Origin of the sequence: Aestuariivirga sp. (assembly GCF_041738905.1) — a bacterium.
Taxonomy (GTDB): domain Bacteria; phylum Pseudomonadota; class Alphaproteobacteria; order Rhizobiales; family Aestuariivirgaceae; genus Aestuariivirga.
On sequence record NZ_JBGSOZ010000145.1, the window covers coordinates 1 to 13,240 of the forward strand.

Consider the following 13,240-nt stretch of genomic DNA (forward strand, 5'->3'; position numbering starts at 1 on the left):
CTGGCGCGCTGGTGCGCTGCGGCGCCGACGGCTGCTGGCTCGCCCACGGAGGCCATGTGCGGCACATCGATGGGTTCAAGGTCGACACCATCGACACCAATGGCGCCGGCGACACGCATGACGGGGCCTTCATCGCCGCACTGATGGCGGGCGAGACGCCTGTGGACGCCGCCGTTCTCGCCAACGCGGCCGCTGCCCTTTCAACCACCAGATTCGGTCCGGCGACCTCGCCGGACCTCGCAGAAACCCGGCGTTTCCTGACTCGCACCAACAGACATGCTGGAGCAGGTGAACGTGAACGGGCATAACCGGGCGCAGCAAATGCCCAGAGCAAGGAGGACATACAATGAACCTGTTTAACCGACGTGCGGCACTGGGCGCGATCAGCGCCCTGGCCCTTACAGTTTCCGCTGGCATTGCCGCCGCGGCCGAAATTCGAGTTTTGAACTGGCAGGGCTATGGCACGGACGAAGCCTTCGCGGTGGAGGCCTTCGAGAAGAAGACCGGGCACAAGGTGGTGCATGACTATTTCACCTCCGAACAGGAGATGCTGACAAAGCTCCGCACCAATCCCGGTGCCTATGACGTGGTGCTGATCAACTCGGCCTTCACCGGTCAGGCCAAGGCCGAGGGCCTCATTGCAAAGATCGACACGGCGGACATGCCGAATGTCATGGACCTCGCGCCCAACCTCGGCCAGAATGCCGATCTGGTGCCGGGCGGCGAAGTCTATGGCGTGGCGTGGACCTGGGGCGTGACGGCACTTGCCGTCAACAAGGACCAGGTCAAGCCGCTGCCGGATTCGCTCGCGGTCATGTGGGACCCGCAATATGCAGGCAAAGTCTCGATCCGCGACGATGGGGTCGAAGCGATCATGTTCGGCGCGCTGGCGCTCGGGCAGGACATGAACAACATCACCGATCTCGAGGCGGTGAAGGCAAAGCTCAAGTCGCTGATGCCGCAGATCAAGACCTTCTGGGGATCGGAGAACGACTGGAACCAGTTCTTCTCGGCCGGCGACTTCACCATCTCGACCTTCTGGAGCGGCGGAGCCGGACGTTCGGCCTCCAAGGGCCTTCCGGTCCAGTTCATCGTGCCGAAGGAAGGTGCCGTGGGCTGGCTCGACAGCCTGTCGATCCCTGCCGCCTCGAAGAACCAGGACGCGGCGCGCGCCTTCATCAACTGGATGATCGATCCGGAGTTCTACGTGGCATGGGCCGCCAAGGGCGCACCATCCTCGGCCAATGCCAAGGCCAATGCGGCACTTCCCGACACCGACTTCAACAAGGTGACCTTCTCCGACCCCGCGGTGGTGGCGCGTGTGCAGTTCATGAAGCCGCTCTCGGATGAGACCCGCAAGGCCTATACCGAGCTCTGGCAGGACGTGAAGACCGCCCAGTAACGACGCCTGTGGCGCAACTCGCACGACACGATGGCGCGCGGGCCGGCCTTCTGCTGGCCCCCGCCTATCTGTGGCTCACGGTGGCGGTCTTCCTGCCGCTGTCGGCCATGCTGTTCTTCAGTTTCCTGTCGGCGGCACCCTTTACCAGCAGCGACTGGCATGTGACCTTTGCTAACTATACCGAATTCTTCCGGCGTTCGATCTACGCCGACCTTCTGGGCCGTTCGCTCATGCTGGCGGCGATCGTCACCCTGCTCTGCGTGCTGATAGGCTACCCTTGCGCCTACATTCTGGCGCGGCAGGTGAAGGGGCGCGCGCGCGAAGCACTGTTCCTGCTCATCATCCTGCCGTTCTGGAGCAACAGCCTCGTCCGCATCTTCTCCTGGGCCATCGTGTTGCGCGGAAACGGCATGATCGACCATACGCTCGAAGCCGTGCTGCCCTTTGACGTGTCGGTGAACCTGATGTTCAGCTTCACGGCGGTGGTGATCGGGCTTGTCCACTCCTACCTGCCCTATGTCATCCTCACATCCTACCTGGCGCTCCAGGCCATCGACGAGAGCATCATCGAGGCGGCGCGCTCGCTGGGCGCTCCCTTCCGCGTCATCCTGCTGCGCCTCGTGCTGCCGCTGTCGCTTCCGGGACTGGCGGCGGGCGCCGTGCTGATCTTCGTTCCCGTCGCGGGATCGTTCATGGAGCCGCGCATTCTGGGCGGCAAGCATGGAACGCTTTACGGCACGCTGATCGAGGACCAGTTCGTGGCCGTGTTCAACTGGCCGCTGGGCGCCGCCCTCTCTTTCATCCTGCTTGGCGTGGTGCTGGTGATCCTCGCACTGGCAAGCCCGGTCTTGAGGAAGGCCCGATGAAGCAGCGCAACACGGCAAGGCTGCTCACGGGCCGCATCTATGTCGGCCTCGTCCTGTTCTTTCTCTATGCGCCGATCCTCGTCATGGCGCTGATGTCATTTAACGCATCCGAGTTCTATGCCTTCCCGCTGAGCTTCACACTTGGCTGGTATGCCAAGCTCGCCAACAATGCAGAGATCGTGTCGTCGGCCTGGCGGAGCCTGTGGATCGCGATTGCCACGACCATCATCGCCGCCAGCCTCGGCACCGCGGCCTCGCTCGCCCTGTTCCGCTATGAGTTTCCGGGCAAGCGCATTCTTCAGGCGCTGCTGTTTCCGCCGATCGCTATCCCGTGGCTGATCGTCGGAACGGCGATGCTAATCTTCTTCTTCTGGGTCGGTATCGGGCGCGGCACACCTGCCGTCATCCTCGGCCATGTGGCGCTCGCCCTTCCCTATGTCATCGTCGTGGTCTCCGCACGGCTCCAGACCTTCGACCGGCAATTGGAGGAAGCGGCGCGCTCGCTCGGCGCCAGCCAGTGGGAGGTGACGCGCTACGTCACGCTGCCGTGGATCGCCTCGGGCGTGGTAGCGGGCGCGCTGTTTGCATTCGCCGTGTCCTTCGACCAGTTCGTGGTCTCGTATTTCCTGGCCGAGCCTGGCGACGCGACACTGCCGGTCATCATCTATACGGCCATCCGCAAGGGCTTCACGCCGGAGATCAACGCCATCTCGACGATCATCATCGTGATCTCGATGGCGGTCATGCTGGGCGCGTCACGGTTCTTCAAGTTTGGCGGGGAGCGCTGATGGCAGAGGTGCAGGTCAACGGGCTGACGCTCGACTACGGAACGTCGAGGGCACTGGACGGCGTGTCGCTGGTGTTTCCGAACGGACAGCTCTTCGGGCTTCTCGGGCCATCGGGCAGCGGCAAGACGACACTGCTGCGCTGTATCGCCGGTTTCGTCTTTCCCGACGCAGGCACCGTGATGATCGGCGGCGAGCCGGTGGAGCGCGTGCCGGTCGAGAAGCGCGAGATCGGCATGATGTTTCAGTCCTACGCGCTGTTTCCCAACATGAGCGTTGCCGACAATATCGGCTTCGGGCTGAAGGTGCGGAGGGTCGAGGCCGGCGACCTGAAGCGGCGCGTAAGCGAGGCGCTTGATCTCGTACAGCTGGCGGGCCTCGGCGGACGAAAGCCGCATGAACTCTCGGGCGGCCAGCGCCAGCGCGTGGCGCTAGCCCGCGCCATCGTCACACGGCCCCGCGTCCTGCTGCTCGACGAGCCATTGAGCGCGCTCGACAAGGCGCTCAGGGTGGAGATGCAGGTGGAACTGAAGCGCATCCAGCGCGAGGTCGGCATCACCACCATCTTCGTGACGCATGACCAGGAAGAGGCTCTTACCCTCAGCGACCAGATCGGCATTCTCAGGAACGGCCGGCTGGTGCAGAGCGGGCCGCCGCGCGAACTCTATCATTGTCCGCTGGACCGCTTCACGGCATCGTTTCTGGGCGACGCGAATTTCTTCAGCGGCACGCCGGAGGGGCCAGGCCTGCGGCTGGCCGATGGAACCCTGCTGCCCTGGCCGCGCGGCGCGGCGGAACCGGGCACGCCCGTCATTGCCGTGAGGCCCGAGGAAATGACGGTATCTGCCCGGCAGCAGACTGCCGATCCCGGCCGCTGCCTGATCCATGGCGAATTGCGGAACGTGATCTTTTCAGGCCCTACGGCCGTGTGCGTGGTTGCCCACGGCGACCAGCTTTGCAAGATCCTGGTGAAGAACTCCGAACTGGGCGGCATCCCGGCGGCAGGCCCCGTCTCCGTCTCCTGGCCTGCGGAACGCTCGATGCTGATCAACCAGTGACGGCAAACGAAGAGGGATTGGTGCGATGACCACGCAGACACGGCAAGCCATTCCACAGGTGGAGCTTGCGCTCATCACGGGGTCGGCCAACTGGGGCTTGCGCTTTCCGGAAGACATCGGCGTCGAGGGCGTCAGCGTCATCGCGCGCGATGTGGCCTTCGAGACATCCCATGGCGTGTCGGAGAACTGGAAGATCCTCGAGTTCGATGGACGGATGACGCCCGATGGAAAGCTGCGCCGGGCGCTCTGCATGTATTCGCATGGCAACCCCCGCGGCCATATCGACCACAGCTGCCACCGCCGTGCCTATGCGGTGCTGCAGGAGGCGGGGGTCAAGCGCATCATCGCGTCATCGACCATCGGTGCGTTGAACCGCGCCATCCAGGTGGGCGACTTCGTCATCAACGCGGACATCATCGAGCTGACGCAGACGCCCTTCTCGCTTCTGCCGGGGCGCCAGCGCTTCGATGCCAGCGGCAAGCAGATCGTCTGCCCGGCCTGCGCCGGCATTCTGGCCGACGTGGCGCGGCAGCACTGGCCCGCATCCGGCAGGGTCTATGGCATCGAGGTCGGGCTCGTCGCGGCCCATGCCTACGGACCGCGCCTCACCACGCCCGCCGAAGTGATCGCGTATCGCACGCTCGGCGCCGACATCATCAATCATTCGATCGCGCCGGAAGCGACACTCGCCCGCGAGATCGGCGCGTGCTTCGTGCCCTGCGCTTTCGTCACAGCAGGCTTCAACGATTATTTCCGGAACCCGGCCGAAAACGTGCTGCGGGAGGGCGTGCTCGACGGCCTGTCGCCTCTCGCCTCGCGGATCGCGCTGTTGGCCGCAGCCCGCCTGCCGCGCGCAGCGGAATGCCAGTGCCAGGGACTGAAATCGCCCCAGCCCGATGAGCGGCATCTCAGCTGGTGAATGGAACAGCCTGCCGGACGAGGCGGTTCCTCTCAAACCTCGACTTCTGCCGATCCGATGATCGCTTCCATCTCGATCTCGACACGGATTTCGGGGCGCACAAGATCGGCGACGATGCCCACTGAGGCTGGCATGATGCCGCGGAACTTCTCGCCCAGGATCGGCAAGATCCTGTCGAAGTCCTCGGGCGATGGACAATAGATGCGCGTCATCACGACCTCCTTCAGGCTTGTTCCTGCAGCGGCCAGCGCCGTCTCGGCATTGCGGAAGAGCTGCAGGCATTGCTCGGCGGCATCCGGATGGATGGTCATGGCGGCATAGTCATAACCGGTGGTGCCGGAGAGAAACACGCGATCGCCGACGCGCAAGGCGCGGCTGTAGCTCGCCAGCTGCTCCATCTTCGATCCCGACGAAATGAGTTTGCGCTTCATGGTGTCCTCCTGTTGAAGTTCATGCAGGCTCAGGCGCCTGTCTTGCCGTCCCAGTTCTGCAGCGACAGGTCATCGCGGATGCAGGCCTTGAAATGGCCGGGCGCCACCTCGCGCAGGGGCGGCACGGCGGCGGCACATTCGGGCGTGGCATAGCGGCAGCGGGTGCGGAACGAGCAGCCCGAAGGTGGGTTCAGCGGGCTTGGAATGTCGCCCGACAACATGATGCGCTGGCGCTTCACCTTCGGGTCCGCCACGGGCGCTGCCGAAAACAGTGCCTCGCTATAGGGGTGCCTGGGCATGCGGAAGAGTTCGGCGGTCGGCGCGATCTCGACGATGCGGCCCAAATACATCACGGCGATACGGTCGCAGATGTAGCCCACGACCGCGAGATCATGGGCGATGAACAGGATCGACAGGCCGAAACGCTTGCGGATTTCGAGCAACAGCTGCACCACCTGCGCCTGGATCGACACATCGAGCGCGGAGACCGGTTCGTCGGCCACGAGGAAGTCCGGCTGTACGGCGAGCGCGCGCGCGATGCCTATGCGCTGGCGCTGGCCGCCGGAGAATTCATGCGGGAATCGCGATGCATGATTTGCCGAAAGACCAACGAGGTCCAGAAGTTCAGCCACGCGCTTCTGCCGGGCACCCGGCTCGGTCGACAGCCCGTGAATCTTGAGCGGCGACGTCAGCAGCTCTTCCACCGTCATACGCGGGTTGAGCGAGCTGAAGGGATCCTGGAAGACCATCTGCATCTTGCGGCGGATCGGACGCAGCGCAGAGCGCCCAAGGTTCGTGATGTCCTGTCCATCGAAACTGATGCTGCCCGATGTCGGCGGAGACAGCCGCAGGATGGTACGCCCGACGGTGGACTTGCCCGAACCTGACTCGCCCACGAGGCCCAGCACCTCGCCCCTCTTGATCGAGAAGCTCACGCCATCGACCGCCTTCACCACCTTGCGGCCGCCCGACAGCATGGAGCCGACCGTAAAATGCTTCGTCAGGGCGCTGACCGTGAGAATGTCGCCTGAGGCGCTCATGCCGTCGCTCCGATCTCGTTCCAGCGAAGGCAGCGCACCTTGCGGCCATCGCCTGCCGTTTCGAGCGGCGGCTGAGTCACGTCGCATCGCCCGGGCACGAAGTGGTTGCAGCGCGGATGGAAGGTGCAGCCGGCCGGCTGGCTGGCGGGATCGGGCACGCTGCCGCGGATCGCCTCCAGCACCGTATCGCGGCGGCCCGCCATGTCCATACGCGGCACCGAATTGAGAAGCGCCGATGTGTAAGGCATCAACGGCTGTTCGAAGAGCTGCGCGGCCGTCGCCTCCTCCACGAGGCGGCCGCCATACATGACCATCACGCGATCGGCCACCTCTGCGACAACGCCGAGATTATGGGTGATGAAGATGATGGCGAGGCCGGTCTGTTCCTGAATCCGCTTGAGCAATTCAAGGATCTGAGCCTGCACGGTCACGTCGAGTGCCGTGGTCGGTTCGTCCGCCACCATCACGCGCGGCTCGCAGCTGATGGCCATGGCGATCATCACGCGCTGGCGCATGCCGCCCGAGAGATGATGCGGGTAGCTGTCCAGCCGCTTCGCCGCATCGGGTATGCCGACCAGCGCAAGCAGATCCGTCGTCTCCTTGTATGCCTGCCGCTTCGACATGTTGCGGTGGAGCATGATGGCCTCGGCGATCTGGTCGCCGATGCTGCGGACCGGATTGAGGGAGGTCATCGGCTCCTGGAAGATCATCGATATCTCGTTGCCGCGAATGGCCTGGATGTCCTCGCGCCGGGCCGAGATCAGGTCGCGCGTGATGCCGTCCTTGCAGGTGAGCAGCGCCCTGCCCCTGACTTCCGAGCGTGGTGCCGGCGGCGTCAGCTGCATGATGGCAAGATTTGTGACACTCTTGCCGGAGCCCGACTCTCCCACCAGCGCCAAAGTCTCGCCGGGGCTGATCGAGAACGAGACGTCATGCACCGCCGGAACGAGCTTGCCGCTGCGCCGGAAACCGACACTGATGTTCTCGACCACGAGTGTGGGTGGTGCCCTTTCCCCCATGCTAATGGTCCAGACGCGGATCGAGCGCATCGCGCAATCCATCACCGATGAAGTTGAAGCTGGTCACCGCGATGGTGATCGCGAGGCCCGGGAAGATGGCGAGCCAGGGTGCCCTCTCCAGGTATTGCTGCGCATTGTTCAGCATGTTGCCCCAGCTCGGCGTCGGCGGTTGGATGCCGTATCCGAGGAAGGAGATATAGGATTCCATGAGAATGGCGTTGGCGACATTGAGGGTTGCCGCGACCACGATGGGACCCACGGCATTGGGGAGCAGCTCGCGGAAGATGATGTAGCGGTCGGTTCCGCCCATGAGCTCGGCGGCGACCGCGAAATCGCGTTCGCGGAGGCTCTTCATCTGTCCCTCGACGACCCGCGCCACTTCCATCCACGACGTGAGCGCGATGATGATGGTGATCGAGACGACGCCGGGATGGATGAAGGCGGCGATAGCGAGAATGAGGAAGATCGAGGGAAAGCACAGCATGGCATCGACAAGCCGCATGAGGACCGCGCCGATGACGCCGCCATAATAGCCCGCAACCGCGCCGACGACAGTGCCGAGCACCACCGCCATGAGCATCGCGGCAAATCCGATGCTGAGCGAAATGCGCCCCGCCATCATGAGGCGGGCCAGATGGTCGCGGCCCAGCGGATCGGTGCCAAGGACGTGGACGCTGACGAAAGGCGGCGCGAAGCGGTGCTTGATATCGATGAAGAGATCATCGAAGGGCAAAAGCAAGGGTCCGATGAAACAGACCATCAGCAGGAAGGCGATCATCGCCATGCCGGCAACCGCCAGCTTGTGGCGCATGAAGCGGTCGATGGCGCGATTGCGCTGGAGAACCGGTTCCCCGCTCGCGGCAACGTCGGCCTGTATTGCTGCGTGGCTCATGGGCGCCTCAATTCAGCCTGATCCGGGGATCGGCGACGGCATAGAGAATGTCCGCCAGCAGGTTGCCGATCAGGACCAGCACCGCAGAGAGAACAAGAATGCCCATGACGACGGGATAGTCACGGTAGCTGAGCGAGTCGAGGAAGAGCCGCCCCATGCCGGGCCAGGTGAAGATGGTCTCGGTCACCAGCGCGCCGGAGAGAAGCGTCGGAAGCTGCAGGCCCGCCACCGTGATCATCGGCAGCAGCGCATTGCGCATGGCGTGGCGGACCAGCACCTGGCGCTCCGGCGCACCCTTGGCGCGCGCCGTGCGGATATAGTCCTGGTTGATCACGTCGAGCATGGACGAGCGCATGTAGCGGCTCCACAGCGCCACTGTGACCAGCCCCAGAACCAGCGAGGGCGCGATCAGGTGATGCACGTGGTCCAGGAACGAGCCGTCGCCGATCGTGTAGCGGTTGCCCGCCGGCAGGATGCCGAGCTTGACCGAGAAGATGTAGATGGTGACAAGACCGAACCAGAAGGTGGGGATGGAGAGGGCGACCATGGCGCCGACGGTGGCCAGGTAGTCGAACAGCGAATACCGCTTGATGGCACCCAGCACGCCAACCCAGATGCCCACGAAGATGGCGATGGACGCCGACGTTCCCATCAGTTCGAGCGTCGCCCAGAGGTGCGAGCCGATGATGCCGAGGACGGGCTGGCCGTCGCGGAAGGAACGGCCCCAGTCACCCGAGAGAAGCCGTGTGAACCATTCGAAATACTGTTCATGGATGGGGCGGTTGAGGCCCATCTGCTCGGCGATCTTGAGCAGCTGCTCCTGCGACATGCCGGGCACCAGCGCGAACTGCGTCAGCGGTCCCCCCGGTGCGAGATAGAGCACGGCGAAACCGATCATCGAGACAAGCCACAGCAGAAGCACATTCTGCAGGCTGCGCTGGATCAGGAATCTCAACATCGGCAGCGCCCCGTTCCCCAGGAGGAGTGGCCGCGGCAGAGCCCGCCGCGGCCGTCGTCATACGTGAACCGGTCGTGGATTACATCCACTTCCACTCGTTCACATTCCAGGTGTTCGTCTGGGTGTTGACGTTGGGCTTGTAGCCTTCAAGTCCCTTCTTGGTACCTTCGACCATCGCATACTGGAAGATCGGCAGGTAAGGCAGGTCGGCGCGGACGATTTCCTGCTGCTTCTTGTAGATTTCGTTGCGCTTCGCCTGATCCACCGTATCGGCGGCTTCGCCCAGCAGCTTGTCAACCTCCGGGTTCACGTATTGCGTCGTGTTCTGGCCACTTCCACCCTTTGCGTTGATCGAGCGCGAATGGAAGTAATCGGTCGTGTCCGCATCCGGTCCGATCATGAAGCCGATGCCGACCATTGCCGTGTCGAACTTCGACTGCATCCAGTTGTCACCCCACATGACAGCTGGCGGGAAGTTCTGGATGGTCATTTCCGCGCCGATCTCCTTCCAGCTCTGCTGCAGGAGCTGCTGGGCCTGTTCGCGGACATGATTGCCGGCCGTCGTCGAGTTCATGAAGGCAAGGCGTACGCCGCCCTTTTCGCGGATGCCATCGGAACCGGCAACCCAACCGGCATCATCCAGGATTTTCCTGGCCTTGTCTGGATCGTGCTCATGCTTCGGCAGATCCGGATTGTGAGCAGCCGCCTCATCAGGAAGATAGGATTCGGTCGGGCGCGGAAGTCCGTAATATATGGCGTCGATGATCGCCTTCTTGTCCATAGCATAGTAGAGCGCCTCGCGAACTGCCTTGTCCTGGAACACGGGCTTTCCGAGATTGAAGGCAATGTTCTCGATGAACGGCTGCGGCACCGCCATGACATTGCGGTCAGGCAGCTTCTTGGCCTCCTCGAAATGATCGGGCGTGATACCCTGAAGGCCAATGTAGTCTATGTCGCCGGTCTGGAACTGGGTGTAGAGCACCGTCAAATCGGGAATGTACTTGAAGACGATCGTCTCAACGTTGGGGCCATCGCCAAAAAAGTCAGGATTGGCCTTGAGCATGATGTGATCGCCCGGAACGCGCTCGCTCCACTTGAATGCGCCGGTGCCGATGGGGTTTGCGGCGAAGTTGGACGCATTGACGTCCGTCTCCTTCTCCAGGATGTGCTTCGGCACGATGAAGGTCCAGGCGAGGATCGAGACATAGGGCGCATAGACCTTTTCCATGCGCCAGGTGATCTCGGTCGGGCTGACCACCGTGAGGTCGCGCACCAGCTCATGGCCCGCGCGGCGGTTGGCCTTGAAGTCCTTGTTGTTGAGGAGATCGAGCGAGAACTTCACATCGTCCGCCGTGAAGGGCTGGCCGTCATGCCACTTCACGCCATCGCGCAGCTTGATCTTCCAGTTGAGGCCATCGGCCGAGATTCCACCATTTTCCACGGTCGGAATTTCAGCGGCAAGCTGCGGCGTGAAATTGCCCTTGTCGTCGACGCCCCACAGCGGGCTGAACAGATTCCAGTGCACGCCCTGGTCGACTTCGATCGCCAGCATCAACGGGTGGAAATTCGTCGGCTCCTGCGAGAAGCCGATGATGACCTGACCCTTGGGGGCCGCATTGGCCGCGTGGCCCTGGCCCGGGCCGATGAGTGTTGCGGCGCTGATCGCGGCGCTCATGCTCAGGAAACCGCGGCGGCTCATCAGCCCGAAACCGCGCAATCCGTTCAGGTCTTTCAAAGAGGTCTCATTCATCTTGGCTCTCCTGGGTGTAGCCACGGACCGTCTCTTCTTGTCGCGAGACTGGGTTTTCCGCGGACGTCCTGTTTCTCGGCTGGTCCCTGCCCTCGTCAGGCAAGAATAATTGTAATCATCAATAATCGACGGGGTCAAGCTTCTGCCATTACACGCCAGCCTCCGGTTTCGGGTTGGAGCCATCTAAAAAGCGCGAGAAGCGGAAGTGATGCGGATCGACGATCGGCGTGTCGCCCGTGACGAGGTCGGCAGCGAGGCGGCCGGCGGCGGGGCCGATGCCAAAGCCGTGGCCCGAAAAGCCCGTCGCGATGAAATAACCCGGCACGGCGTCCACAGCTGAGATCACCGGCACAGCGTCGGGCGTCACGTCGATATAGCCTGCCCACTCCTGCACGACCTGGGCTTGCGCGAAGACCGGGAACAGCTTTGTCATCGACGTCATGGCCTTCGAGTTCAGCGCGCTGCGCGGCGAAGGATCAAGGATGCGGATGTCTTCATAGACCGACCTCTGGTCGAGGGCGCGCGGACGCGACTGCGCCCAGCTGTCGAAGAACTGCTTTCCGAACGAGAAGTGAAGCGTCTTCCATTCCATCTTCAGCGCGGGCAGGAACTGCGACATGAAGCGGAAATTGTCGGGCTCGATGTCGGCAATGGCCGAGCGGTCGGAGGCGATGCTGTAGCCGCCATCGAGCCGCCGCCTGTAGGCGACACCCGGCGCCCAGGCGGCCACTTCTGGCCCGCCTTCCAGTGGGGCAGTACGCTGCACCGAGGAGCGCACGCGAAGCTGAGGCAACGTGAGGCCCAACCCCTTGCTGAACAGGCGCGACCACACGCCGCCTGCCATGATCACAGCGTCGCAGGCGATGCGACCCTTCTCGGTGATGACGCCAGACACCTTGCCGCCAGAGGTTTCGACACCGCGCACGGCGCAATTGGTGAAGACCTTGGCACCCTTGCGGCGCACCGCGTTGGCGATTGCCGGGGCCGCCTTCTGCGGCTCAGCGCGTCCATCGCTCTTGGTGTAAAGCGCGCCCCTGAACTTGCGGGTCGCGCCCGGCATCAGCGCGGCGAGTTCATCGCTGGTCAGCAGCCGCGTATCGAGCTGGTAGGGCCTTGCGATGTCGAGCCACCTGGCGCGGCGCTCGAGTTCCGCCTCGTCGTCGCTGATGAAGAGCGTGCCCGCCGCGCGGAAGCCGGTCTCGCCCTCCACGGTTTCATTGAGGCGTTCCCACATGCGGAGCGCCTCGACGATCAGCGGCATCTCGCGGCTGTCGCGGCCCATCTTGCGAACCCAGCCCCAGTTGCGGCTCGACTGCTCGCCGCCGATCTCGCCCTTCTCGCAGAGCACGACATCGATACCCTTCTGGGCCAAGGCGAGTGCCGCGCTGACGCCGATGATGCCGCCGCCGATCACGACCACGGCCGCCTTCTTCGGAAGGACCTGGTCAGACTGGACGGGATCGAGCAAGGGACCCATCGGGCGCTCCTAAAATGACTCTTCGATTTTGCAGTTGATCGGTATCTCGGCGATGCTCGCCGTGTTGGGCAGGTCGAGCACCAGCGCCACGATGCGCGCCACCTCATCGGGCGGCGTCATGTCTCCGGGCGACATGTCGGTGAGGCCGAAAGCCATGTCGGTGGCGACAAGACCAGGGCAGATCGCCGTCGAGCGGATGCCCTTGTCCCAGCCAGCGTGGCGGATGGCATGAGCAAGCCCCAACGCGGCGAATTTTGATACGGAATAGGAGCCGGAGGCCGCGAACTTCACCCGCTTGCCGGAGAGCGAGACGATGGTCACCACTCTACCCTTGCCGCTGGTTGCCAATGGCTCCCACGCCGCACGCACCAGGCGCAAGGGCGCCATCACGTTGACGTCGAGCATCGACTGCATCTCGGCGTCGGTCACCTCGATCACGGTGCGCGGCAGCATGATGCCGGCATTGTTGATGACCGCATCGATGCGGCCAAAGCGGGCTAACGCATCGCGCACCCAATCGCGCTCGCAGCCCGGTTCATTGGCGTCATAGCGGGCGATCTGATGATGGGTGAACTCGGCAGGCGCAGCATCGGGCCTGCGCATCCCGAGGCTGAGGCTCCAGCCGTCAGCCGCCAGCTTGCGG

General features: G+C 63.5%; 14 protein-coding genes. 6 read left to right on the top strand and 8 right to left on the bottom strand.

Features of this window, described 5'->3' with window-relative positions; all coding sequences use genetic code 11:
• The 6 genes from ACEW8Q_RS13335 to ACEW8Q_RS13360 form a co-directional block, all read left to right on the top strand.
• Positions 1 to 308, top strand: a 308-nt coding sequence (locus ACEW8Q_RS13335; RefSeq protein ID WP_373504547.1) for a PfkB family carbohydrate kinase, incomplete at its 5' end; no start/stop codon positions are given.
• 38 nt (positions 309 to 346) lie between these two features.
• The gene (locus ACEW8Q_RS13340) at positions 347 to 1,402 is read left to right on the top strand and encodes a PotD/PotF family extracellular solute-binding protein (protein WP_373504548.1); all 1,056 of its coding nucleotides are present in this window, start codon (positions 347 to 349) and stop codon (positions 1,400 to 1,402) included.
• Positions 1,403 to 1,410: 8 nt separating this feature from the next.
• The gene (locus ACEW8Q_RS13345; protein WP_373504549.1) at positions 1,411 to 2,268 is read left to right on the top strand and encodes an ABC transporter permease; all 858 of its coding nucleotides are present in this window, start codon (positions 1,411 to 1,413) and stop codon (positions 2,266 to 2,268) included.
• Positions 2,265 to 3,056 carry an ABC transporter permease gene (locus ACEW8Q_RS13350; protein ID WP_373504550.1) on the top strand — a complete coding sequence of 264 codons (792 nt, stop codon included), beginning with the start codon at positions 2,265 to 2,267 and terminating at the stop codon, positions 3,054 to 3,056. Before ACEW8Q_RS13345 ends, ACEW8Q_RS13350 begins: the two co-directional genes overlap by 4 nt.
• Positions 3,056 to 4,111, top strand: a complete 1,056-nt coding sequence (locus tag ACEW8Q_RS13355) for an ABC transporter ATP-binding protein (protein ID WP_373504551.1) — start codon at positions 3,056 to 3,058, stop codon at positions 4,109 to 4,111. The genes ACEW8Q_RS13350 and ACEW8Q_RS13355 overlap by 1 nt, the downstream gene beginning before the upstream one ends.
• A gap of 25 nt (positions 4,112 to 4,136) precedes the next feature.
• Positions 4,137 to 5,030 carry a 5'-methylthioadenosine phosphorylase gene (locus tag ACEW8Q_RS13360; RefSeq protein WP_373504552.1) on the top strand — a complete coding sequence of 298 codons (894 nt, stop codon included), beginning with the start codon at positions 4,137 to 4,139 and terminating at the stop codon, positions 5,028 to 5,030.
• Between the two features lie 32 nt (positions 5,031 to 5,062).
• On the opposite strand, the gene ACEW8Q_RS13365 is transcribed toward ACEW8Q_RS13360, so the two are convergent.
• From ACEW8Q_RS13365 to ACEW8Q_RS13400, 8 genes are all read right to left on the bottom strand, one after another.
• The gene (locus tag ACEW8Q_RS13365; RefSeq protein WP_373504553.1) at positions 5,063 to 5,461 is read right to left on the bottom strand and encodes a RidA family protein; all 399 of its coding nucleotides are present in this window, start codon (positions 5,459 to 5,461) and stop codon (positions 5,063 to 5,065) included.
• A gap of 29 nt (positions 5,462 to 5,490) precedes the next feature.
• On the bottom strand, positions 5,491 to 6,501 hold the full coding sequence (locus ACEW8Q_RS13370; protein WP_373504554.1) for an ABC transporter ATP-binding protein: 1,011 nt from the start codon (positions 6,499 to 6,501) through the stop codon (positions 5,491 to 5,493).
• Positions 6,498 to 7,520, bottom strand: coding sequence for an ABC transporter ATP-binding protein (locus ACEW8Q_RS13375; protein WP_373504559.1), 1,023 nt, complete (start codon positions 7,518 to 7,520; stop codon positions 6,498 to 6,500). Before ACEW8Q_RS13375 ends, ACEW8Q_RS13370 begins: the two co-directional genes overlap by 4 nt.
• Position 7,521: 1 nt before the next feature.
• The gene (locus ACEW8Q_RS13380; RefSeq protein ID WP_373504555.1) at positions 7,522 to 8,412 is read right to left on the bottom strand and encodes an ABC transporter permease; all 891 of its coding nucleotides are present in this window, start codon (positions 8,410 to 8,412) and stop codon (positions 7,522 to 7,524) included.
• A 7-nt stretch (positions 8,413 to 8,419) separates the two neighbouring features.
• Positions 8,420 to 9,370: an ABC transporter permease gene (locus ACEW8Q_RS13385; protein ID WP_373504556.1), complete on the bottom strand. Its 951-nt coding sequence runs from the start codon at positions 9,368 to 9,370 to the stop codon at positions 8,420 to 8,422.
• Between the two features lie 79 nt (positions 9,371 to 9,449).
• Positions 9,450 to 11,045, bottom strand: coding sequence for a peptide ABC transporter substrate-binding protein (locus ACEW8Q_RS13390; protein WP_373504560.1), 1,596 nt, complete (start codon positions 11,043 to 11,045; stop codon positions 9,450 to 9,452).
• Between the two features lie 223 nt (positions 11,046 to 11,268).
• A complete protein-coding gene (locus tag ACEW8Q_RS13395; RefSeq protein WP_373504557.1) occupies positions 11,269 to 12,597 on the bottom strand; it encodes an NAD(P)/FAD-dependent oxidoreductase in 1,329 nt (442 codons plus the stop codon).
• Positions 12,598 to 12,606: 9 nt separating this feature from the next.
• Positions 12,607 to 13,240, bottom strand: a 634-nt coding sequence (locus tag ACEW8Q_RS13400) for an SDR family NAD(P)-dependent oxidoreductase (RefSeq protein WP_373504558.1), incomplete at its 5' end; no start/stop codon positions are given.

Bases quoted from the DNA above. Each gene is read 5' to 3' on its own strand.
- ACEW8Q_RS13340 (WP_373504548.1), top strand. From the start codon at position 347: ATGAACCTGTTTAACCGACGTGCGGCACTGGGCGCGATCAGCGCCCTG.
- ACEW8Q_RS13350 (WP_373504550.1), top strand. From the start codon at position 2,265: ATGAAGCAGCGCAACACGGCAAGGCTGCTCACGGGCCGCATCTATGTC.
- ACEW8Q_RS13355 (WP_373504551.1), top strand. From the start codon at position 3,056: ATGGCAGAGGTGCAGGTCAACGGGCTGACGCTCGACTACGGAACGTCG.
- ACEW8Q_RS13360 (WP_373504552.1), top strand. From the start codon at position 4,137: ATGACCACGCAGACACGGCAAGCCATTCCACAGGTGGAGCTTGCGCTC.
- ACEW8Q_RS13365 (WP_373504553.1), bottom strand. From the start codon at position 5,461: ATGAAGCGCAAACTCATTTCGTCGGGATCGAAGATGGAGCAGCTGGCG.
- ACEW8Q_RS13370 (WP_373504554.1), bottom strand. From the start codon at position 6,501: ATGAGCGCCTCAGGCGACATTCTCACGGTCAGCGCCCTGACGAAGCAT.
- ACEW8Q_RS13375 (WP_373504559.1), bottom strand. From the start codon at position 7,520: ATGGGGGAAAGGGCACCACCCACACTCGTGGTCGAGAACATCAGTGTC.
- ACEW8Q_RS13380 (WP_373504555.1), bottom strand. From the start codon at position 8,412: ATGAGCCACGCAGCAATACAGGCCGACGTTGCCGCGAGCGGGGAACCG.
- ACEW8Q_RS13385 (WP_373504556.1), bottom strand. From the start codon at position 9,370: ATGTTGAGATTCCTGATCCAGCGCAGCCTGCAGAATGTGCTTCTGCTG.
- ACEW8Q_RS13390 (WP_373504560.1), bottom strand. From the start codon at position 11,045: ATGAGCGCCGCGATCAGCGCCGCAACACTCATCGGCCCGGGCCAGGGC.
- ACEW8Q_RS13395 (WP_373504557.1), bottom strand. From the start codon at position 12,597: ATGGGTCCCTTGCTCGATCCCGTCCAGTCTGACCAGGTCCTTCCGAAG.